15 protein-coding genes are annotated in these 21,292 nt (G+C 59.6%); 11 read left to right on the top strand and 4 right to left on the bottom strand.

Going from position 1 to position 21,292, the window contains the following annotated elements:
• Positions 1–89: 89 nt before the first annotated feature.
• Both QD172_RS00565 and nfuA read right to left on the bottom strand, forming a co-directional pair.
• A complete protein-coding gene (locus QD172_RS00565) occupies positions 90–1,895 on the bottom strand; it encodes a diguanylate cyclase (RefSeq protein WP_084208674.1) in 1,806 nt (601 codons plus the stop codon).
• 263 nt (positions 1,896–2,158) lie between these two features.
• On the bottom strand, positions 2,159–2,749 hold the full coding sequence (gene nfuA / locus QD172_RS00570) for a Fe-S biogenesis protein NfuA (protein WP_077376371.1): 591 nt from the start codon (positions 2,747–2,749) through the stop codon (positions 2,159–2,161).
• A 360-nt stretch (positions 2,750–3,109) separates the two neighbouring features.
• Here nfuA and metH point away from each other — a divergent pair, with 360 nt between their 5' ends.
• The 8 genes from metH (at position 3,110) to QD172_RS00610 (ending at position 16,240) form a co-directional block, all read left to right on the top strand.
• Entirely contained in the window at positions 3,110–6,838 is a 3,729-nt protein-coding gene (gene metH, locus QD172_RS00575; RefSeq protein ID WP_279854551.1) for a methionine synthase, read from the top strand.
• A 319-nt stretch (positions 6,839–7,157) separates the two neighbouring features.
• Positions 7,158–8,486: an MATE family efflux transporter gene (locus tag QD172_RS00580; RefSeq protein WP_084209709.1), complete on the top strand. Its 1,329-nt coding sequence runs from the start codon at positions 7,158–7,160 to the stop codon at positions 8,484–8,486.
• 408 nt (positions 8,487–8,894) lie between these two features.
• Positions 8,895–9,989 (top strand): ABC transporter substrate-binding protein, encoded by a 1,095-nt coding sequence (locus QD172_RS00585; RefSeq protein WP_279854878.1) that lies wholly within the window; start codon positions 8,895–8,897, stop codon positions 9,987–9,989.
• A gap of 181 nt (positions 9,990–10,170) precedes the next feature.
• Positions 10,171–10,806 (top strand): hypothetical protein, encoded by a 636-nt coding sequence (locus QD172_RS00590; RefSeq protein ID WP_279854552.1) that lies wholly within the window; start codon positions 10,171–10,173, stop codon positions 10,804–10,806.
• 28 nt (positions 10,807–10,834) lie between these two features.
• The gene (locus QD172_RS00595; protein ID WP_279854553.1) at positions 10,835–11,347 is read left to right on the top strand and encodes a hypothetical protein; all 513 of its coding nucleotides are present in this window, start codon (positions 10,835–10,837) and stop codon (positions 11,345–11,347) included.
• The gene (locus QD172_RS00600; protein WP_279854554.1) at positions 11,337–13,808 is read left to right on the top strand and encodes a GGDEF domain-containing phosphodiesterase; all 2,472 of its coding nucleotides are present in this window, start codon (positions 11,337–11,339) and stop codon (positions 13,806–13,808) included. The genes QD172_RS00595 and QD172_RS00600 overlap by 11 nt, the downstream gene beginning before the upstream one ends.
• A 232-nt stretch (positions 13,809–14,040) precedes the next feature.
• Positions 14,041–15,693 (top strand): nitrite/sulfite reductase, encoded by a 1,653-nt coding sequence (locus tag QD172_RS00605; protein ID WP_077376353.1) that lies wholly within the window; start codon positions 14,041–14,043, stop codon positions 15,691–15,693.
• Positions 15,686–16,240: a DUF934 domain-containing protein gene (locus QD172_RS00610; protein ID WP_084208669.1), complete on the top strand. Its 555-nt coding sequence runs from the start codon at positions 15,686–15,688 to the stop codon at positions 16,238–16,240. Before QD172_RS00605 ends, QD172_RS00610 begins: the two co-directional genes overlap by 8 nt.
• A 139-nt stretch (positions 16,241–16,379) precedes the next feature.
• Here QD172_RS00610 and QD172_RS00615 read toward each other — a convergent pair whose 3' ends face one another.
• Positions 16,380–16,553 (bottom strand): DUF2970 domain-containing protein, encoded by a 174-nt coding sequence (locus tag QD172_RS00615; protein WP_077376348.1) that lies wholly within the window; start codon positions 16,551–16,553, stop codon positions 16,380–16,382.
• A gap of 229 nt (positions 16,554–16,782) precedes the next feature.
• On the opposite strand from QD172_RS00615, the gene QD172_RS00620 reads away from it, so the two are divergent.
• The gene (locus QD172_RS00620) at positions 16,783–17,142 is read left to right on the top strand and encodes a hypothetical protein (protein ID WP_176493923.1); all 360 of its coding nucleotides are present in this window, start codon (positions 16,783–16,785) and stop codon (positions 17,140–17,142) included.
• Between the two features lie 154 nt (positions 17,143–17,296).
• Here the strand turns inward: QD172_RS00620 and QD172_RS00625 are convergent, their stop codons facing one another.
• Positions 17,297–17,578, bottom strand: coding sequence for a hypothetical protein (locus QD172_RS00625; RefSeq protein WP_084208667.1), 282 nt, complete (start codon positions 17,576–17,578; stop codon positions 17,297–17,299).
• 569 nt (positions 17,579–18,147) lie between these two features.
• Between QD172_RS00625 and QD172_RS00630 the strand changes: the two genes are divergently transcribed.
• Both QD172_RS00630 and QD172_RS00635 read left to right on the top strand, forming a co-directional pair.
• A complete protein-coding gene (locus tag QD172_RS00630) occupies positions 18,148–20,220 on the top strand; it encodes a cache domain-containing protein (protein WP_279854555.1) in 2,073 nt (690 codons plus the stop codon).
• Positions 20,221–20,561: 341 nt separating this feature from the next.
• Positions 20,562–21,287, top strand: a complete 726-nt coding sequence (locus QD172_RS00635; RefSeq protein WP_279854556.1) for an FCD domain-containing protein — start codon at positions 20,562–20,564, stop codon at positions 21,285–21,287.
• Positions 21,288–21,292: the final 5 nt, after the last annotated feature.

Here is a 21,292-nt window from a genome sequence, read left to right on the forward strand (position 1 = left end):
ATGCCGTCGCGGCAGGCATCGTGAAGACGTCACATGCGGTCTCTGACGATGTCAGCAGATCCCCTTCGCACGTGTGCCCGAGCGGCAGGTCAGCGTTTCACGGCCGTCGAGGAAGCGGCTCGCCTGGAGGAGGACGCCACGATCTGCCCGAGTTCATCGTGGCGACTGAACTGGATGGCGCAGTTGCGGCCTTCATTCTTGGCAGCATATAGCGCCATATCGGCATTGTGAGTCAGCGCTTCACGTTGATTGCCGTGTTGCGGCGCGATCGCGATACCGATGCTGCACCCCACTTCCAGCTTGTGGTCTTCATAGAGGAAAGGCTTGCCCAATGAATCGATGATGCGCTGTGCCAGCTGGGCAAGTTCACCATGGCGCCCCAGATTTGCCTGGATGTCGGCATTGTGGACCAGTACCACGAATTCATCGCCGCCCAGACGTGCGACGAAGTCGTCCTTGCGCACCACCTGGTTGAGCCTCTCCGCGATCACCTTGAGGGCGACGTCACCAGCCGCGTGACCATAGGTGTCATTGATGGGCTTGAACTTGTCGATGTCCAGCATCAGACAGGCCATCTGACCGCCCTCTTCATTGACATCAGCCAGCCACTGCTCGCTTCTCTCATAGAAATGCTGACGATTGGGCAGGCCTGTCAGGGAATCATGCATTGCCAGCTGAGTGATGCGTTTCTTGTAGTTGTTGCTCTCGATGATGTTGTACTTGAACTTCTGCAACGCACGCGCCATCTGGCCGACTTCATTGGTGTGCTGAGTACTGTCGATCACTACGCTGACATCATCATTGGCCAGAGTGTTCATCGTCTGCGTGAGGCGGCGAATCGGCTTGAGCACATAGCGAGCGAACAGCCACATGGAAAGCCCGATCAGCACGGCGATCATGATCAGCGCCAGGCCATTGACGATAGGGGCCAGCGTCGCCAGCAGCTTGAGCGTCTTGCCGACCGCCGCCGAAGTGGCGGCGACGCGTTGATCGCTTTGATGATCCAGGACCGCAAGGCCCTCGATCGCTGGGGCGTCGTCGACCTTGACGCGAGCGTCAAGCTCACTGGCTGACATGCCGGGCTGCTCATCATGTAGATGACTGATCGTCAGCAGGCGCTCGCTGTAGGCCTGGATGACACTGGCGATATCGCGGATCGCACGCTGCTCTGCCACGTTCATGCCCATCTCGCGGTAGGCCGCAAGCGTCTCACGCAGCGACTGGATGTCCTGGGCGGCTTGCTGTCCATAGATGGCGTCCCCGCGCAGAACATAGTTCTTGAAGTGGTGGATCATCTCGCCGTACCCCATGTCCCGACGCAGGTTGGCGACCAGGCGCGCCTTGCCCATGCCATCTTCCAACGGATTGGCATTGTCACGGGATTCTCGTATGGCGACGCTGCGCAGGGTGTCCAGCCCGGACACGGCCAGATAGTCATCCACGACGACCTGTCGGTCGATCTCGCGAACCGACTCATCAGTGGCCATCAGCTGACGAACCTTCAGTACCATGGCGTCGTAACGGTCCAGCGTCTCGTTCAGCCCATGGAGGGCCACTTCTTCCTGTTGACTGATCCCCAGACTCTGGTAGCGGAACAAGGCGCTGCGGGCTGCGCCGATTTCATTCTGGATCTCGGGAATCAACGCCTCATCATGTCGCAACACCAGGTTCTTGAAGTCATGGATCATCCCGCCGAAGCCCATCGACTTGGTAAGCTGGCTCTCCAGGCGTGGCTTGTCGGAACGTGCCTGCTGATATTCGTGCCAGTCCGTTTCCAGTTCTGACACGTTGCGGGTGATGAAAGCCAACACGACCAGCAACACCAGCCCTGCCAGTGCGGAGAGTCCGCAGATGATGATGTTGATGGTACGAAAGCGCATGTTGGCCAGGGTCATGTATGGCGGTCTCTTCACTGGTGGATACGGTCATCGGGCAAGCCGTCATGAGGCGTCAGCGTAGGCGCCATCTGCAGCATTCATCTTCACAATACCAGAAATCCTAATACTCGGATGTATTACGCGGGGTTGCTCCCGGTACCAGCTTCCCAATGAAAAGATCCCCCACCGCAACGCGATGGAGGATCTTCATCTTATCAAGCTGGACGGGACGTCGCAGGCGCACGCTATCGACAGGCGCCTTGAGGCATCACGTCAATGAATCAGTTGTAATAGGCATTGGTCGTATCGGTGTGATCGGTCACGTCACGAATGCCGGCGAGCTCGGGGATGCGCTCCAGAAGCGTCTTCTCCACGCCATCCTTGAGCGTCAGGTCAACGGCCGAGCACCCTTGGCACCCGCCGCCGAACTGCAGCACGGCAACCTGGTCGTCGGTCAGCTGCATCAGCTTGATCTCACCACCGTGTGCCGCCAGGCCCGGATTGATCTCGCTGTAGAGGATGTAATTGATGCGATCTTCCAGCGGGCTGTCCGCATTGACCTTGGGCATCTTGGCATTCGGTGCCTTGATGGTGAGCTGGCCGCCCATGCGATCCGCATTGAAGTCGACCGTCGCCTCTTCCAGGAACGGAACGCTGTGGGTGTCGAGATAGACCTTCAGCTTCGGAAGATCCAGAATCTCGTCGGTCGGCTCTTCTTCTCCCGGGCGGCAGTAGGCAAGACACGTCTCGGCATACGGAGTGCCCGGCTGGGTGATGAAGATGCGCACGCCGATGCCTTCCACGTTCTGCTTCTCGAGCAGCTCGGCAAGATACTCCTGGGCGCTATCGGTAATCTGGATGCTCTCACTCATGGCGCAGAGACTCTCTTGATGTCAGGTGACTAATGGCTCCATGTTAAGGAAATCCTGCTGCACTCGCAATCCTGAGCAAATCACTCGGGTTTGGCGCCATGGGCGCGGCCATTCCCGGGTGGGCTTTCCTAAAGCACTCATGTTGCGCATGAATCATGCTCATCGTGACGATTCTGAGGTCTGATAGGATAGCCACATCTGGCAAGGCGAGGATGCCGCGAGCGGATCCTTCACCAGAGCTTCCCAATAGCAATGAGTTCGCGCCTGTGGCGTGTGGCTTGCCTGGCAAAGTCCTTGCTTGGCAAACAGAGTCACACGTCCGGGAAACAACGCGACAAGTCACGTACGCTGGAGTCCGTCATGGCGCAAGCCCACCCCCCTGTTCCCTATTCCCTGCCCCTGTCTGACGCGCTGAGACAGGCGCTGCAGGAGCGTATCCTGATCCTCGATGGTGGCATGGGCACCATGCTGCAGAACTATGGGCTGGAAGAGGAAGACTTCCGTGGTGAACGCTTCGCCGACTGGCCCAGTGACATCAAGGGCAACAACGACCTGCTGGCCCTGACACGCCCGGATATCGTCGAAGCGATCCACCGCGCCTATTTCGAGGCCGGCGCCGATATCGTCGAGACCAACACCTTCAATGCGACCCAGTTGTCGCAGTCCGATTACGGCATGCAGGCGTTGGTGTACGAGATCAATCTCGAATCGGCGCGACTGGCGCGCAAGGCAGCCGATGACGTGGCCGCCGAGACCGGCATCCCGCGCTTCGTCGCCGGGGTGCTCGGCCCGACCAGCCGCACCTGCTCCATCTCCCCCGACGTGAATGACCCCGCCAAGCGCAACGTCACCTTCGATATCCTGCGCGACAATTATCGCGAAGCTGCGCTGGCGCTCTTCGAGGGCGGCGCGGACCTGATCCTGATCGAGACCATCTTCGACACGCTCAATGCCAAGGCGGCGATCTACGCCCTAGAGGAGCTGTTCGACGAGGGTCACCCGCGCCTGCCGGTGATGATCTCCGGCACCATCACCGATGCCTCGGGACGCACGCTGTCCGGCCAGACCACCGCAGCCTTCTGGAACTCGGTACGCCACGCTCGCCCGCTGAGCATCGGCCTAAACTGTGCTCTCGGCGCCGAAGAACTGCGCCCCTATCTGCGTGAGCTGTCCGAGAAGGCCGATACCTTCGTGTCTGCACATCCCAACGCGGGCCTGCCCAATGAATTCGGCGAGTACGACCAGACCCCGGACGAGATGGCCGAGATCATCCGGACCTTCGCCGCGGAGGGTCTGCTCAACATCATCGGTGGCTGCTGTGGTTCCACGCCGGAACATATCCGCGCGATCAAGGGTGTGGTGGATCAATGCGCGCCCCGCAAGGTGCCCGAGATCGCCAGAGCTTGCCGCCTGTCGGGGCTTGAGCCCTTCAACATCCAGCCGGACTCGTTGTTCGTCAATGTCGGTGAGCGTACCAACGTCACCGGCTCCGCGCGCTTCCGTCGCCTGATCAAGGAAGAGGATTACACCACCGCGTTGGAAGTCGCTCTCGAGCAGGTCGAGAACGGCGCGCAGGTCATCGACGTCAACATGGATGAAGGCATGCTGGAGTCACAGGAGGCCATGGTGCGCTTCCTGAATCTGATCGCCTCGGAGCCGGATATCTCGCGGGTGCCGATCATGGTCGACTCCTCCAAGTGGGACATCATCGAGGCGGGGCTCAAGTGCATCCAGGGCAAGGCGGTGGTCAATTCCATCTCGCTCAAGGAAGGCGAGGAAAGCTTCCGTCACCAGGCGCAGATCTGTCGACGCCATGGCGCGGCCGTGGTGGTCATGGCATTCGATGATGTCGGACAGGCCGACACCTATGAGCGCAAGATCGAGATCTGCGAGCGCGCCTATCGATTGCTGGTCGAAGATATCGGCTTCCCGGCCGAGGACATCATCTTTGACCCCAACATCTTTGCCGTAGCCACCGGCATCGAGGAGCACAACAACTACGGTGTCGATTTCATCGAGGCCACGCGCTGGATCCATGCCAACCTGCCGCATGCGATGATCTCCGGTGGTGTCTCCAACGTGTCCTTCTCGTTTCGCGGCAACAACCCGGTGCGTGAAGCGATCCACTCGGTATTCCTCTATCACGCCATCCAGGCGGGTTTGAGCATGGGCATCGTCAACGCCGGCCAGTTGGCGCTCTACGATGATCTACCCGATGAGTTGCGTGAGGCCGTCGAGGATGTGGTGCTCAATCGTCGTGATGACAGTACCGAGCGTCTGCTCGACATTGCCGACAAGTACAAGGGTGATGGCAGTACTGGCGAGAAGAAGGAAGATCTCGAGTGGCGCAGCTGGCCAATCAACAAGCGTATCGAGCACGCGCTGGTCAAGGGCATCACCACGCATATCGAGGAAGATACCGAAGAGGCGCGGGTCCAGGCGGCGCGCCCCATCGAGGTCATTGAAGGCCCCTTGATGGATGGCATGAATGTCGTCGGTGACCTGTTCGGTGCGGGCAAGATGTTCCTGCCCCAGGTGGTGAAGTCGGCGCGCGTCATGAAGCAGGCGGTCGCCCACCTGATCCCCTTCATCGAGGCCGAGAAGAGCGGCGAGACCCAGGCCAAGGGCAAGATCGTCATGGCCACCGTCAAGGGCGATGTCCACGACATCGGGAAGAACATCGTCGGCGTGGTGCTTCAGTGCAACAACTATGAGGTGATCGATCTGGGCGTGATGGTACCCGCCGAAAAGATCCTGCAGACCGCCATCGACGAGAAGGCCGATATCATCGGGCTTTCGGGCCTGATCACGCCATCACTGGACGAGATGGTCAGCGTCGCCAGGGAAATGCAGCGTCGGGGCATGCAGTTGCCGTTGCTGATCGGGGGCGCCACCACCTCCAAGGCGCACACAGCGGTCAAGATCGAGCCACAGTACGAGCATCCGGTCATCTATGTCACCGATGCGTCGCGCGCCGTGGGCGTGGCGTCTCGTCTGCTGTCACCCGAGCTCAAGCCCGACTTCGTCGATCAGGTGCGCAGCGAGTATGCCGTGGTGCGTGAGCGCAATGCCAAACGACGCCCGAAGGCTGCGGACCTTGACTATGCCCAGGCGCGCAAGCGCCGCTTCCAGCCTGACTGGGAGAATTACACGCCGCCGGCGCCAAGTTTCACGGGCCTCAAGGTCTTCGATGGGTATGATCTCAACGAACTGGTCGAGCGTATCGACTGGACGCCCTTCTTCATGAGCTGGCAGCTGTCAGGCAAGTATCCGAAGATCCTGCAGGATGAGGTGGTCGGAGACGCCGCGCGTGCCCTGTTCGCCGATGCCAGAGAAATGCTGCGCAAGTTGATCGATGAGAAGGTGCTGACCGCACGTGGGGTCATCGGTTTCTGGCCAGCCAACTGTGTCGACGACGATACCCTGGAGGTCTATGCCGATGAGTCGCGTACTCACGTCATCGAGCACCTCCACCACATCCGTCAGCAGATGACCAAGAACCGCGACGGCGTCTGTCACAGCCTCGCCGATTTCATCGCTCCCCGAGACAGTGGCAAGCCGGACTGGATCGGTGGCTTCGCCGTCACCACCGGGCATGGGGCGGATGAATTGGCCAGACAGTACGAGGAGGCTGGCGATGACTACAACGCCATCATGGTCAAGGCGTTGGCGGATCGTCTCGCCGAAGCCTTTGCCGAGCGCCTGCACGAACGTGTCCGCAAGGAGTTCTGGGGATATGACGCCGAAGAAGTGCTGGACAACGAGGCACTGATCGCCGAGCGGTATCGGGGCATACGTCCGGCGCCCGGCTACCCGGCCTGTCCGGACCACACCGAGAAGGCCACGCTGTTCCGCATGCTCGAACCGGAGACGCATGCCGGCATGGTGCTGACCGAGAGCTTCGCCATGTGGCCTGCCGCCGCCGTTTCCGGCTGGTACTTCGCCCATCCTGAGTCGAAGTACTTCTCCACCGGCAAGATCACCCGGGACCAGGTGCTGTCATTGGCGGAGCGCAAGCGCATGCCACTCGCCGAAATGGAGCGCTGGTTGTCACCGGTACTGAGCTACGATCCGGACAACGCCAGCTAGATCAGGTCGTACGAAGACTTGCCAAGCCGCCAAGCGTATCTCGCACAATCATGCAAAGGGCACCTGCCAGCGCAGGTGCCCTTTTGCGTGGGGCTGGTTGACTCAGCAGAGTCTCGGTCAGCGTCATGCACCGGATGCTGCCTGTGACACCTCACGCTATAATGGCTTCCTTTGTCCTTCCCTGCCCTCTGACCTGCGAGCCGTCTGTGTCCCTGTTCTGCGCATCCATCCCGTCTGTCCTGCCCTGCGCGGCGGCATCGTCTGAAGGTGACCCTGGAGATTGCCGGCGGCGGTATTCACCGGCGATGGGGCGTGCGTGATGTTGCCTGAACGCCAACGCAGCCTGAGAATTCTGAAGCTGGCACTGCCCATCATCGGTGGCATGCTGTCGCAGAGCCTTCTCAATCTGATCGATGCCGCCCTGGTAGGACAGCTTGGTGAGACGGCGCTGGCGGGAGTCGGGGTCGGGGGCTATGCCATGTTCATGGTCACGGCCTTGATCTTCGGGCTGTCATCCGCCGTGCAGGCCCAGACCTCTCGACGGCTGGGAGAATCTGCCCCCGAACGTTGCGGCGAAGGGCTGAATGCCGGACTGATATTGGCATTGTCGGTGGGCATTCCCGTGATGTTGGCCTGCCATCACTGGGCAGACACCTTGCTTCGTCTGATCAATGATCAGCCTGAGGTCCACGCAACGGCCACCTCCTACTTCCAATGGCGCGTCGCCGGCATCGTGCCTGTCGCCATGGCATTCTGCTTCCGCGGATTCTGGAATGGACTTCAGCGCACCGGTATCTATCTGCGCATCATGTTGATCACCCAGCTGATCAATGTGGTGTTGAGCATCATCTTGATCCATGGACTCTATGGCGCCCCCAGAATGGGTGCCGATGGTGCAGGTGCCGGTACGACACTGTCCCTCTTCGTGGCATTGGGCCTGTGGGTGCAGGCGACCCTGGGAGAGCGCAGACAACATGGCGTACTGCATGCCTGGCCGCCACTGAGACACTACCTGACGCTGCTCAAGCTAGCGGTGCCCCATTCCTTCCAACAGCTGTGGTTTGCGGCGGGCTATGCCGTGTTGTTCTGGATTCTGGGCAGGATCGACGCGGCCAGCGTGGCGGTGGGTCATGTGCTGGTCAATCTCTCCCTGCTGCTCATTCTGCCAGGAGTCGGTCTGGGGCTGGCGGCCATGAGTCTGGTGGGTCAGGCGTTGGGGCGCGATCACCATGAAGATGCCCATCGTTGGGGATGGGATACGGTGCGCATCGCCCTGCCTTGCCTCATGCTGCTGGGATTGCCGCTCTGGGCGGCACCGGAAAGCGTGCTGGGCCTCTTCCTGCATCGCCCGGAGTTGATCGCGCTGGGCAAGCTCCCGTTACAGCTGACCGCCGTGATGATCATCATGGACTGCGCGGCCATCGTGCTGGCTCAGGCGTTGCTCGGGGCTGGTGCCAATCGCACGGTCATGACCGCCACCCTGGCCATCCAATGGCTGCTCTTCCTCCCGCTCGCCTGGTGGTTCGGGGTGCATCTGGAGGGTGGATTGCTGGCCATCTGGTGCACTCAGCTCGGGTATCGAATCTTCAACTCTCTTGTCTTCAGTGCCATCTGGCAACGCAGAGAGTGGCAGTTGCTGCGGCTCTGAGTCTCGCCCTCTTCCTTCATCAAAGGGCCGTGGTGGCCTTGTCCTGTCGACCTCGAGATCGCCACGGGGGCATCACCGCCACGTGGATTCCCTTTCATCTGGCATTGCCTCTGAATCGGTCTGGAGGACCGAAGCGTTGAAATCGGGTGATAGCACACGGTTGTTGAGGCGTATGACATGCTGTGGTCTGGAGTATGTTGGTCATACTGTAAATCCTTGTCATCGGGTGCCGACATGTCGATCACGGCTACATCAGGAGGTTGGATCAAGAGTGCGCGGCGATGGATTCCCGTCGCTTGCGTCATGGCATTCAGCCCCCCGATTGCCGCTGCCTCAGCCCCCCTCCCACCAGTCCTTGATGTTGCCTCGGCCAGCAGTCACTCGAGAATGACCAGGGTGGCCGACGAGATGCCCCCCACGGCGGCGTCCCTTGCGCCCGGGCGAAATCTGACCGCCGTCTTCGTCAATCCGGGGCTGCCTGGGGAGCGATTCTGGAACATGGTCACGGCGACGATGCAGGCAGCAGCTCGAGACCTGAATGTCTCGCTGGAAGTCGTATATGCCGAGCGAAATCCCATCCTCATGAAACGATTGGCAAGTGCGGCCCTGGCGCGTGCAACACCCCCGGACTATCTCGTGCTGGTCAATGAGGAGCAGGCCGCTTCCGACCTCCTGCCTCTGGCAGATGGCGGCTCATCACATGTCGTGATGCTGTTGAACGGCTTGACCCCGGAGGAGCAGACAACTCACGGCGTCCCGGGCAGTGTCCACCCCTCCTGGATCGCCAGCGTCATTCCCGACAACCATGGTGCCGGGAGAAGGATGGCCAGCGAATTGATTGACGCGGCGCGTATCTATCCGCCCGGTGAAACGCGCCACGGGCTCGCCTTGATCGGCGATACCAGAACGCCAGCCTCCATCGCTCGCAATGCCGGGATGCTGAATGGCTTTGCTGAGCATGATGCCGTCAAGATGACGCGCATTCTCGAGGCACGCTGGAACCTTCCGGATGCTGAGCGGCTCACGCATCACTATCTCCAATGGGCCGAACGCTCGGGATTGCACAATACCCTCATCTGGGCGGCAAACGACGCCATGGCGGAAGGTGCCGTCCGAGCGGTTGAAGCCAGTGGCATGCAGCCGGGCAAGGATGTGCTGATCGCGGGTCTCAACTGGTCGCCCGAGGGCATCGCCATGGTGATGGACAAGCGCATGGTGATGTCAGATGGCGGGCATTTCATGGCGGGAGCCTGGGCGATGGTGATGTTGAGAGACCACGCTGATGACACCCACTGGGCCCCCAGAACCGTGCACTTCCCGATGAGCCCCATCCATCAGGGAAATGTCGATATCTACGGCCCGTTGCTGATCCAGCCGGACTGGGAAACGGTGGACTTCACGCGCTTCAGATTGCAGACAATGGAAGACGACTACGCGTTTGATCCGATGGCAGTGTTGGAGCAGATGAAAGACTCGCCTGCGCCACTCGAACGACAGGACTGATCGAGCAGATCATGGTGCGGCCCCGGGAGAGGAACACGTCAGATCACCCGTCGCCAGGCAGCCCTCTCCCCTTCAGCTCGCCAGCCGCGGGGATCGACTTGCTTCCTGACAGCCTGTCACACGCGATAATGGAGTCATCATGAGATTGACGCGACCTTCACTGGCTTCACGATGTTCGAGGATGTGCCGTGCCCTTGCCCTGTTGGCATTGATGTCCATCTCAACGATGACTCAGGCCGAGAGCTTGCGTCCCATCAAGCAGGTCGTGTTTCTGAACCCCGGATATTCCACGGAAACGTTCTGGGCCCAGGCGATCATCGCTGCCTCGACGACCGCTGAATCCCTGGGGATGCATCTGGAAGTCTTCAGTGCCAGACGCAACACCGACGAATTCATTCGACTGGGAAAGCAGGTATTGAACCGAGAGAGCCCTCCGGATCTATTGATCACCACCAACAACCATGGACTGGCGGTTCCATTGATCGAGATCAGCCATGCCGTGCGCGTGCCCATGATCATCATCGTCAATAGCCTGACCCCCCGCCAGGCCAGAGCGTTGGGCAAGCCACTTGGCCGATATCCCTACTGGCTGGGCAGCGTTTCGCCTGATCATCAGCAAGGGGGGCACGACAGCATGGTGGCGCTCATCAATCGCCATGACGTCTTGCATGGCAAGTCGGATGGTCGAGGCATCGCTCTTGTCGGAGGGCTGCATGATGAGGCGACACGACTCCGGGTGCGCGGTGTACAGGACGCGCTTCTCAGAGCCCCCCCATCTGTCCCTGGATCGGATATTTCAGGCCAACTGGAGTTATGAGGATGCCTACCGAAAGGTCGAAAGCTACTTGAGACATCAAACAGACGCCCGCCCCCTTCGCATGATATGGGCGGCCAATGACCTGATGGGCATCGCGGCCATTGATGCCCTCAAGCACAATGGGCTTCGCTCGGGCAAGGATGTCGTCGTGGCTGGCATGGGATGGACCCGTGCCGGAATCGATCACCTGCGCTCAGGAGAGATGGAGGTCAGTGCTGGCGGGGGCGCCCTGGCGACCGCCTGGTCACTGGTCCTGCTCGCCGCGGTACAACAAGGAAGCCTCCAGGCACGTGATATCGGCACTCGCTATTACACCATGGGGATCGCGCTGGCTGGGGACCCGGAGGCCTTTCTGGACAGGATTCCTCTGGAAGTCCTTGCCCTGCAACCGATGGATCATCTGATCAATGAGGTCGCGACACTTCCCCCTAATGCCTCTCCCTTCCTTCCGATGCCCGCTCATGCCACTTCATCGTCCAGCGTTGCAGCACCGAATGCACTGACGGCCGCCCATCAGGGAGCACGCCGCCATGCGCAATGACGAGACACAGGACAGGCCTCACGACACGACAGAGGCGTATGAGGGTCATGAGGGCCACGATGCCTCGCCCCTGCGCTGGCGGATATTGCGCGTGCTGGCGCCGCTCATCCTGTTGATCTGTGCAGTCAGCGGCGTCGTGGGTTATTCACTGTATTCAAGTGAAACCATCGAGCACATGCACGAAGATCATCAAGAGATGATGAACATCACGGTTCTGTCCCTGCCAAGTGCGATCTGGAACTTCGATGACGATGTCATTCACGCCTATCTGGAAACGCTGAGCAGTCACCCCAGCGTGCATGCAGTGCGCTACTACAACCATGAGGGCACTCTCGTCGAGGAGATCACCAAGGCGGGCGACGCCCTGGACCCGATGATACATTCCCAGGAGCTGGTCTATCGCAATTCTCTCGTGACGCAGGTCGTGGGGCGACTGGAGATGGAAAGCACCAATGCTCCCTTGCTTGCCAAGCAATACCAGGGAGGAGCGCTGCTGTTCGTCATCGCACTCTCGATCATCATCTGCGTTCTGCTGATCGTTTCCTGGCAATTGAAACGCTACGTGATGGTCCCTCTCAACCGGGCGATCGCCAGCATGCGTCAGCTGGAGAATCCGCAGACGGCATTTCGCAGGATTCCGCTCACGCGCTCAAGAGAGATCAACAAGGTCATTGCACAGCTGAATAGCCTGGGCGAGCGCATCTTCATCATGATGGAGGCGCTGCGTGACAACGAAGAGCGCTATCAGCATTTCTATCGCGACACCCCTGCACTGCTCCTGGTGATTGATGCTCACGGTACAGTGCTGGATGTCAGCCAGAGGATGCTCGAGGTAACGGGGTGGAAGCGAGAGCAACTGGTGGGATCGCCCTTCGATACCTTGATCATCGGCCAGAATGCTCATTGTATCGATCGCATCAGCTCGGCGCTTCGCAAGGGGGACGCGTGCGAGAACCAGGTGATGACCCTCAAATGCCTCTACGAAGAGGACCGGCAGGTACAGGTGGTCATCCCGTCGGCTACCAATGACAGCGAACGCGGCACCATGATGCTGTTGTCGGACGTTACCGAATTGAAGCGGACCCAGAAGCGATTGCTGGAGCATGAGCTGATCGACCCGCTGACACAGCTGCCGAATCGTCTGGCCCTGAACTCACACCTTCAGACACTTATCAATGGCGGGGCTCCCTTCGGACTGCTGCTGGTCAACATCGATCGTTTTCACAGCATCAATCACCACCTCGGCCCTGTCGACGGCGACATCCTGCTCAAGGAAGCAGGAGAACGTCTGAAGAGTTGCACTCCAGCCTGGATGGGTCGCTCCGGCGGAGATGAATTCGTCATGACCTGTGACACAAGCGAATTGCGCGCCCTGGCGCGTCGGATTGAACTGGCCTTCTCGACGCCGCTTCTCAAGGCGGGGGAGCCCATCAATCTCAGCCTGAGCAAGGCAGGGCTTGAAGTTCGCCAGGATGATGAGACACCCAGTCGTCTGATGCGCCTGCTCGAGCGCACTGTCATGGATATCAAGCACAAGGGAGGCAACCAGTACCGACTCTGTGTACGCGACAGCGCTCTGGAGGACGGTGAGCCACTGTTTCTCAAGGAGCGTCTGATTCGCGAGGCCCTGACCAGAGGTTGGCTCTGCCTTTACCTGCAGCCCATCTTCCAGGCGCAAAGTCCTGATCTCGATGCTCCAACATTGCTGGGGGCGGAGGCACTGGTGCGTATCCATCACCCAGACCTTGGCTTGATTGCGCCCGATGAATTCATTGCGGCAGCGGAGAAGACGGGGCAGATCATCGATATCGGAAACTGGGTACTGGAAGAAGCGGCCGTCATCTTGAGTGAATGGCAAAAGCAAGGTATCGAGACTCGTTACCTGTCCGTCAATGCCTCTGTCATGCAGTTCAGGGATCAGGGCCTGCTGCACAAGCTCGAATCATTGATCGAACGCCATCCGATACGTCCTCGACAGCTGATCATCGAAGTGACCGAAAATCTGATGCTCGACAATGAGGACAGCCTGCGCTTTCAGCTGGAGGCGATTCGCAAGCTGGGCGTGAATCTGTCATTGGATGACTTCGGTACTGGCTTTTCATGCCTTTCCTATCTTCACAACCTGCCCTTCGGCACCTTGAAGATCGACCGCTCGTTCGTGATGAACGTACAGACAAGCCGACGAGACAGGGAGCTTGCACGCATCATCGTCGACATGGGGCATTCGCTTGGCATGCAGGTCGTCGTGGAGGGAATCGAGGCACGGGGTCAGGCAGAGATCTTCAGGGCCATGGGAGTGCGCGCCTTCCAGGGGTATCACTTCGCGCGTCCGATGCCCCTGCAGGCCTTCAATGCCCGGTATTCTTCGTCAAGTGAAACCCGCATGTGTCTTCTTCGGGCGGCGACACCCGACGATCAGAACCGCGACCGCCAGATAGGCACGGGCCGTGACGAGGATTGACGGCAGCAACATGATGTCATCCAGGGCCAGACGCGCATATTGCAGCCTCTGGCCTTTTCTTTCGTTCTTGCCGTAGGCACACTCATGGCATCTTCTTCATAACCCTATCATCGAAAAGTATGATTATTTATTCTTTTAAAGAATAAAAGATAGGGAGTAAGGTGACCGCAGCATCAACAAGACTCGCATCAGTGGTCGCCCACCTGATGCCCGACCGCAGGACACCCCTGACATGTATCGGTATGACACTTACGACCAGACCCTGGTCGACGAGCGGGTAGCTCAGTTCAAGGACCAGATGGACCGCTATCTGGCCGGCCGCCTGGGTGAGGAAGAATTTCGTCCCCTGCGCCTGCAGAACGGTCTCTACATTCAGCGTCACGCACCGATGCTGCGTATCGCCATTCCCTACGGCATGCTGAGCGCTGCACAGCTGCGCTCACTGGCTGCCATCAGCCGTCGCTATGACCGTGCCTATGGTCACTTCACCACGCGTCAGAATCTTCAGCTCAACTGGCCGAAGCTTGAAGATGTCCCGGCGATCCTCGCCGAGCTGGCCCAGGTCGAGATGCATGCGATCCAGACCAGCGGCAACTGCATCCGCAATACCACCACGGATCAGTTCGCCGGTATCGCGCAAGACGAGACGGTGGATCCGCGTCCCTGGTGTGAGCTGATTCGTCAGTGGTCCACCCTGCACCCGGAGTTCGCCTATCTGCCGCGCAAGTTCAAGATTGCCGTCACCGGCGCCAGCGCGGACCGTGCCGCGATCCAGGTCCACGATATCGGCCTGCGCCTGACACGTGGCGAGGATGGTCGCGTCAAGGCGACCGTGCTGGCAGGTGGCGGCCTCGGTCGTACCCCGATGGTCGGAGATGTCGTGCGGGAAGATCTCGATTGGCAGCACCTGCTGACCTATCTTGACGCCATCGTCCGCGTCTACAACCAGTGGGGCCGTCGTGACAACAAGTACAAGGCGCGCATCAAGATCCTGGTCAAGGCATTGGGCATCGAGGAGTTCCGCCGCCGTGTCGAGGAAGAATGGGCACACCTGAAGGATGGCCCCGAGACACTGACAGACTCGGCGGTTGCCAAGGCGACCGAGTACTTCCCGGAACCGGCGCGTCGTGCCGTCGGCGAGGACGCGATTGCGGCCTACGAGACACTGCGCAGCGAGAACCGGGCCTTTGCCCGTTTCGTGACCAACAATGTCGTCGGCCACAAGGTCCCGGGTTACAAGGCCGTGACCTTGTCACTAAAGCGCCGTGAACTCGCGCCGGGCGATGTCACCGCTGATCAGATGGACGCCGTGGCCGACCTCGCGGAAGAGTACGGTTTCGGTGAACTGCGTGTGACGCACGAGCAGAACCTGGTGCTGTCAGATGTGCCGGTCGATCAGCTCGAGAATCTCTGGAAGGCGCTGGACGCGCTGGGCATGGCCAATCCGACCGTTGGCACCCTGGCCGACATGATCTGCTGCCCTGGCGGTGACTTCTGCTCACTGGCCAATGCCAAGTCGATCCCGATCGCCCAGGCACTGCAGGATCGCTTTGAAGACCTCGATTTCCTGTATGACCTCGGCCCGCTGGATCTGAACATCTCCGGTTGCATGAACGCCTGCGGCCACCACCACGTCGGCAACATCGGCATTCTCGGTGTCGACAAGAAAGGCCAGGAGTTCTATCAAGTCTCGCTTGGCGGCCGCAGTGATGACAATGCGACCATCGGCAAGATTCTCGGCCCGTCATTCAATGCCGAGGACATGCCGAACGTCATCGACAAGGTGTTGCAGGTATATGTCGAGCAGCGACTGGAAGATGAGGTCTTCGTCGATACTTACCACCGCATCGGCATGAAGCCGTTCAAGGAGCGGGTCTATGCCTGAGGTGACAGCGGAAATGACGTCAGCACGTGAATTGACTGATCAGCGTCAAGGCGGAGTCATCCGTCAGAACCAGCTGGTCCCCGAGGACGCTTGGCAGGTCGTGCGCCTTGATGAAGACGGTAACCTGCCCAGCTACCAGCAACCTGCCCTGCTGCCTCTGGCACACTGGCAGGCGCTGGTGGACGCAGGTGAAGGGTCTGACCAGCTTGGCCCCTGGCTTGCCAGCGATACCGAGCTGACACCGGAGCTGGGAGAAGCACTTGCCACTGCACCGCTGCTGGCAGTCGATTTCCCCAACTTCAATGATGGGCGTGGCTATACCCTCGCCCGCCTGATGCGAGAGCGGTATGGCTTCCAGGGCGAAATTCGTGCCATTGGCGATGTGCTGGTCGATCAGCTGCATTATATGAGCCGCTGTGGCATCGACGCCTTCCAGCTGCGCTCGGACCAGTATGTGGAAGATGCCTTGTACGCGCTGTCCATCTTCAGCGTGAGTTACCAGACAGGTATCGATCAGACGAGTCCGCTGTTCTCTCGTCGCTGGTAACCCTGACGGCTAGCCAATGAAAGGCCCCGTGAGCTGGATGACACCAGTTCACGGGGCCTTTTCGTTTCAGGTCACCTCTTTCGTTGCAGACCTTGTCGTGGTATCGGTCTCTATCATGGTATCGATGCCTATCGACAGGTCACGCCGCCATCACCGTGGCCAGCAACGCCATGCCCCCTACCAACAGGGCAGCCATCACCAGTCCTACCACCAGAAAGTCCAGCGCATGACCATGCTCGAAGTCACGTTTGCGGTTGGCTTCCTTCTGAACGCCGATGAATGCAGCAAGCACGGATTTGACTTCGTTGATCATGAGCACCTCCCAGAATGACGCATATCAATATGGTGGTGGAACAACGCTGCAAGGCGTGGCGGCAACCCCTGCGGAGAACTACGATGAGGTGATGCTGCCTTTCGCGTCACATGCGGACCTGAATTCACTATTGGCCAGAATCTGCTCGAATACCAGTGAATCATGACACGGACGGGACACAAGACAGCAGCTTCCAGTGCATTATCCAGCCGCTGAAGGAGCTATCCTCATGGAACTTTCCGTCGTGCCATCTCTGCCTTTCAAACCCTTGACGGCCCATCCGCTGTCCTGGATGAACCGTCCTGATGATCTCGTGCACCCTCTCGCCCCCTGGATGCGATGCCAGCAGGTCTTCTGGTCGCTGGGGTTGCAGGCCTATCAGCAGGAACTGGCCTTCATTCAGCTCTGTCAACTTAAGGGGCTTGAGATGACTCAGGCGCTATTGGCAGGTGACTGGCAGGAGGCTCGGACCTCGCCTGAATTGCTTGGCAAACTCGCCGGGGATGTCACCGAGCATGCGCTGACTCGCATGAAGCGACTACAGACATTGAATGAAGAATTGCAGGATGCCATCTGGGAAGAGATCTGACTCGCATGACAGGAGCCTCCCCCAGTCTCCACGCAATGTGCCGGGGGAGAGATCACGCCAGAAATGCACAGCGAAAGGGTGCCTCTGGCGATGGCAAGGAGACTGGCGCCGTGAGGATGGAATGTGACGATTCAGGCAAGGACCATGGTTGACATCAATCCGTCCGTGTCTGGAACTCACTGAGATCGCACAGCCAGGCATGTGCCGTTTCACGATCCAGCCCGAATTCCGCGATCAGGCTCTCCAGACGCGCATTGAATTCAGCCTCACGCGCTTCAGCCGGGTCCGTTGCCTGGGGGCTGCTTTCTGACGTGGCGGGGGGAGTCGAGGGACGATCCAGCGCATTCAACTCTTCAGCCAATGCCTTTTCAAGTTCATCAAACAAGGCACGCTGCTTGCGGGCGCTTGCGATGACCTTTTCATCATGTCGGTTCATGCATGGTTTCCACTATTGATCTTGTCGACAACAAGAAGAGAGGCTGAAACATTCAAGACAGCAAAATATCACACTATGCCCAAGGCTTCTGCAATGTCATATCGGCAACATGGGGGAGTAACGGAACCAGGAGGCAACCCCTTGGGAAAAAAGCCGCCAGGGAAGTGATATCTTCTTGAAAGCCATGAAGAAAGCGCCTGTCATCATGCCCATTTCCCACCATGCTAGCAAGCACGCAAGGGACGCAGACCCGCCACCTTGAGACGGCAATTCCCAGGCAATCTCCCCATGTTGGGCATGGCGTTGACCAGACGCTCGGTGCGTGATCGACAAGCAACGAACGCTTTGTCGTTGTGGTGTATCCTCAGTGTACGAAAAATACACGGATGATGTATCTGATGATCAAGGATAATGATCTTTCCTCAGACAACACACCACCAGGGCGGTCTTTCCTTGACGCCACGCGAGAATTCGCCGGTCTTTCGATTCGGCACTGGTTGGGGCTGGTAGCGCTCTCAGGCGTGGTGCTAGGTTTGGTGTTGATCATTCTCGAAAGAGACAGTCGCGAGATGGAAGCGCTGCATGCGGCCTCCACGCGTGACCTCATCACGAGCGAGAGGCGTCTGCAGGCAAGCCTGCTGGTCGAGCAGACGCTCGGCGTGATTGCCTCACGGCATCGAGATTACGAACATCGTCTGCAGCGACTGATGATGACGACGATGCGGGCCCCCTTCCTGGGAATCACCCACCTTACCGGTCGAGATCGGTCCTATATCAGTACCGAGCTCCTGCGTCAGTTCCCTGATCTTCGCATCAACCCGGATTGGATCGATATCGTTCAATTGCCGAGCAATCTCTATCCGGATTGGTGGTCCACCGAACTCAATCTGCGCCTGCACACGAGCAATGACATTCCTCACTTCCTGCGTGGTACGGACGCAGGCCTGATCTTCGCCATCCCGAGCCAGCAGGGCCTGGGCAAGGATGGTGAGGTTCGACGCCCTCGCAACACCGCCTCGACCATCTGGACCCTGATTCATATCGACCCGCAGATGGTGGCATTCCTGGTCGCCAACGAACTTCGTCAATCCCTGCATGCCAGCCTGGACAAGGGAGAGAGTCGCTATGTCTGGATCAATGAAATTCTGGATCCGACGGGCGGCCCCGGCTACGCCCGTCGCCTGATTCACCCGCTCTTGCCCGGCACCGAAGGCACGCTGCTCTCCACCGAGCATCGGGACAGCAGTGGACGCCAGCCTTACAAGACCGAACTCGAGGGTGTCCTGCAGGGAAGTGGCATCTTCTTCGATTACCGCTTCCCCCGCTCCCGTGGGGGGCCTGAAGAAGACAAGACGACCTATGCCGCGCTGTATCCGCCCTTCCAATGGATCGTGGCCAGTGGGGTCTACATGGGCGACATCAACAATGCGGCCCTGACAGCCCACGCGGACATCATGCAGGAGAAAAGCCGTCTGGAGCGCTGGCATCTCCTGCTGACCCTCGGTGCCTGCCTGCTGCTGTTCCTGGCCATCGGTCATGCCCTCTTCCGGCAATCCCGCACCCGTCAGCGTCAGATGCGCCAACGCATGGGGCGTCTGGAAAACGAGCTTGAGCAGCGCGGTGAGGACAGGCTGATCAATACCCTGCAGATGATTCGCAATGAACGCTGCCCCCAGCGTGAAGGCAATGACCTCATCGTCGCCGAATACGTGACGGCCATCGCCAGAGAGCTGGGGCTTGAAGAGGCGCAGATCAGCGCACTGGAGCGCACGGCCATGCTCCATGACATGGGCCGACTGACACTTCCCGACACGCTGCTCAAGCCGATGGCGCAGCTTCAGTTCGATCAACAACAGTTGTTGCGTCAACAGGCGGATATCGGCAGCCGAGTGTTGAGAGAAGCGCTCAATGCGCCTCTGGAGGCCAGCCTGCTGAGTGAAAGCCAGCACTACATGCCTTACCGCCAGACGGACTCGGAGGCGGCCTTGCTTTCGCGGTCTGCCAGTCCCGCGATCCTGGCGCTGGTCGTCCAGGTCCTGGAGCTGGTGAGATACTCGGGCCTGACTCAGGCGGAGGCCATCAGTGAAATCGAGCATTGCGCCTACCAACCCTTTGCGCCGGACATCCTTCAGGCGGCACGCAGGGTGTTGACCCGCAAGCCGCTCCCCAGGGCCGAGCCACGCAGCGCGATTCCCGGCCCGCGTCAGATCGAGCGCCATGCGGATCAGTGGCGTGACCAGACGACCGGTTGCTTCAACCGTGCCTTGCTGGAGATCTTGCTGGCAGGCTTGCTGCATGAAGGGCATGTCACTGTGCAGGGGATAACGCTTCACCATCTCCAGCTCGTCGGGACGCAGTCCCCTCTCACTACGGACCGGCAATTCGGTCCCCATCTGAATGCCTGTTTGTACCCGCTCAAGGTGTTCCATCTGGCCCCTGGCCACTTCGTGGTCCTGGAAGACGAGACCGAGGAAGCCTCGAACGTTCCCGTGCTGACTCCAGCCACTCAGCAGCAATTGAGGAATGTACTCAGGACCTTCGAGACAGACGCGGAACTCGTCACCCGACAGAGACTTCTGTCCGGTGATGAGTCACTCAAGGACTGGCGACATCACATCGATCAGCTGATCGCTGATGACTGATGATTGATGGCAAGGTCTGAGGGGAGTCGACCGATCCCAGCGGCCTGCCCGAAGTCTCGCCATACCCTCTCCCCACCTCTCAAGGCGACCTGGCCTGCCGGCAACGACCAAAGTTGCATTCGTTGAGGCTTGTTCAAATGTCTGACATTTATTAAGGTTCATTCAGACATTTACCGTAGCTTGCCCTGCGCACTACGTCAGCCACGAGGCCTCGCGTGACCATCTCTCGCCCAGACCCACTCTCTGAGACTTCCAGCGATACAGCGCCGGATCAGGATTCCTCTCGCCAGAAAGATTCACTGTCGCCGGCCATGACGGGCTCCAGACAGCCCGTAGCCAGCATGGAAGCCATCGCTGCCTGCCTGGCGCGTGAAATTCTGGCCGGCAAGTTCGAGCCAGACGACAACTTCCCGCGTGAAATGGACCTCTGCAAGCGCTTCGATGCCAGCCGTAACCGGCTGCGCAATGCACTGGCCCAGCTGGTGGGGGCCGGGTTGCTGGAGCGCACTGCCGGCCGTGGCACCCTGGTGCGGCCGATGAGCGAATGGCAACTGCTGGATCCACTGATGAGCGACTGGATCAGCGGACTGGAAGGCATCAACCCTGCCCTGATGCGTGAGATCTACGCCTTCCGGCTGTCCGTCGAGCCCTATGTCAGCGCCCTGGCGGCGACCAAGGCCAACGCCCAGGACCTCGCAAGGCTGGAGCGCGCCTTCGAGGGAATGGTCGCGACCGCCAATGACGAGCAGCAGGCAGCTCACAGCGAATTTGACGTGGCGTTCCACGAGGCCATCTACCGCGCCACCCACAACCTGGTGTGGGCCCAGCTGGGTAGCTTGCTGCGCTCTTCCATCAGCCAGTTGATCGAGTCCTCCCAGCAGGCGGCTCAACAGCACGACCAGGCCCATCACCGTGCCAGTCTCGAGCGACATCGCGCCGTGATGGAAGCCATCCGCCTGCGTCAACCGGACATGGCGCGTACCTGTGCCGAGCGCGTGCTGGAAACGGCTGCGCGCGATCTCGGATTCGGCCTTGATCACCCGCGCCTCGAGACGCCGCGCTTCTGACCCAC

The organism is Cobetia sp. 10Alg 146 (genome assembly GCF_029846385.1).
In the GTDB taxonomy this organism is placed as follows: domain Bacteria; phylum Pseudomonadota; class Gammaproteobacteria; order Pseudomonadales; family Halomonadaceae; genus Cobetia; species Cobetia marina.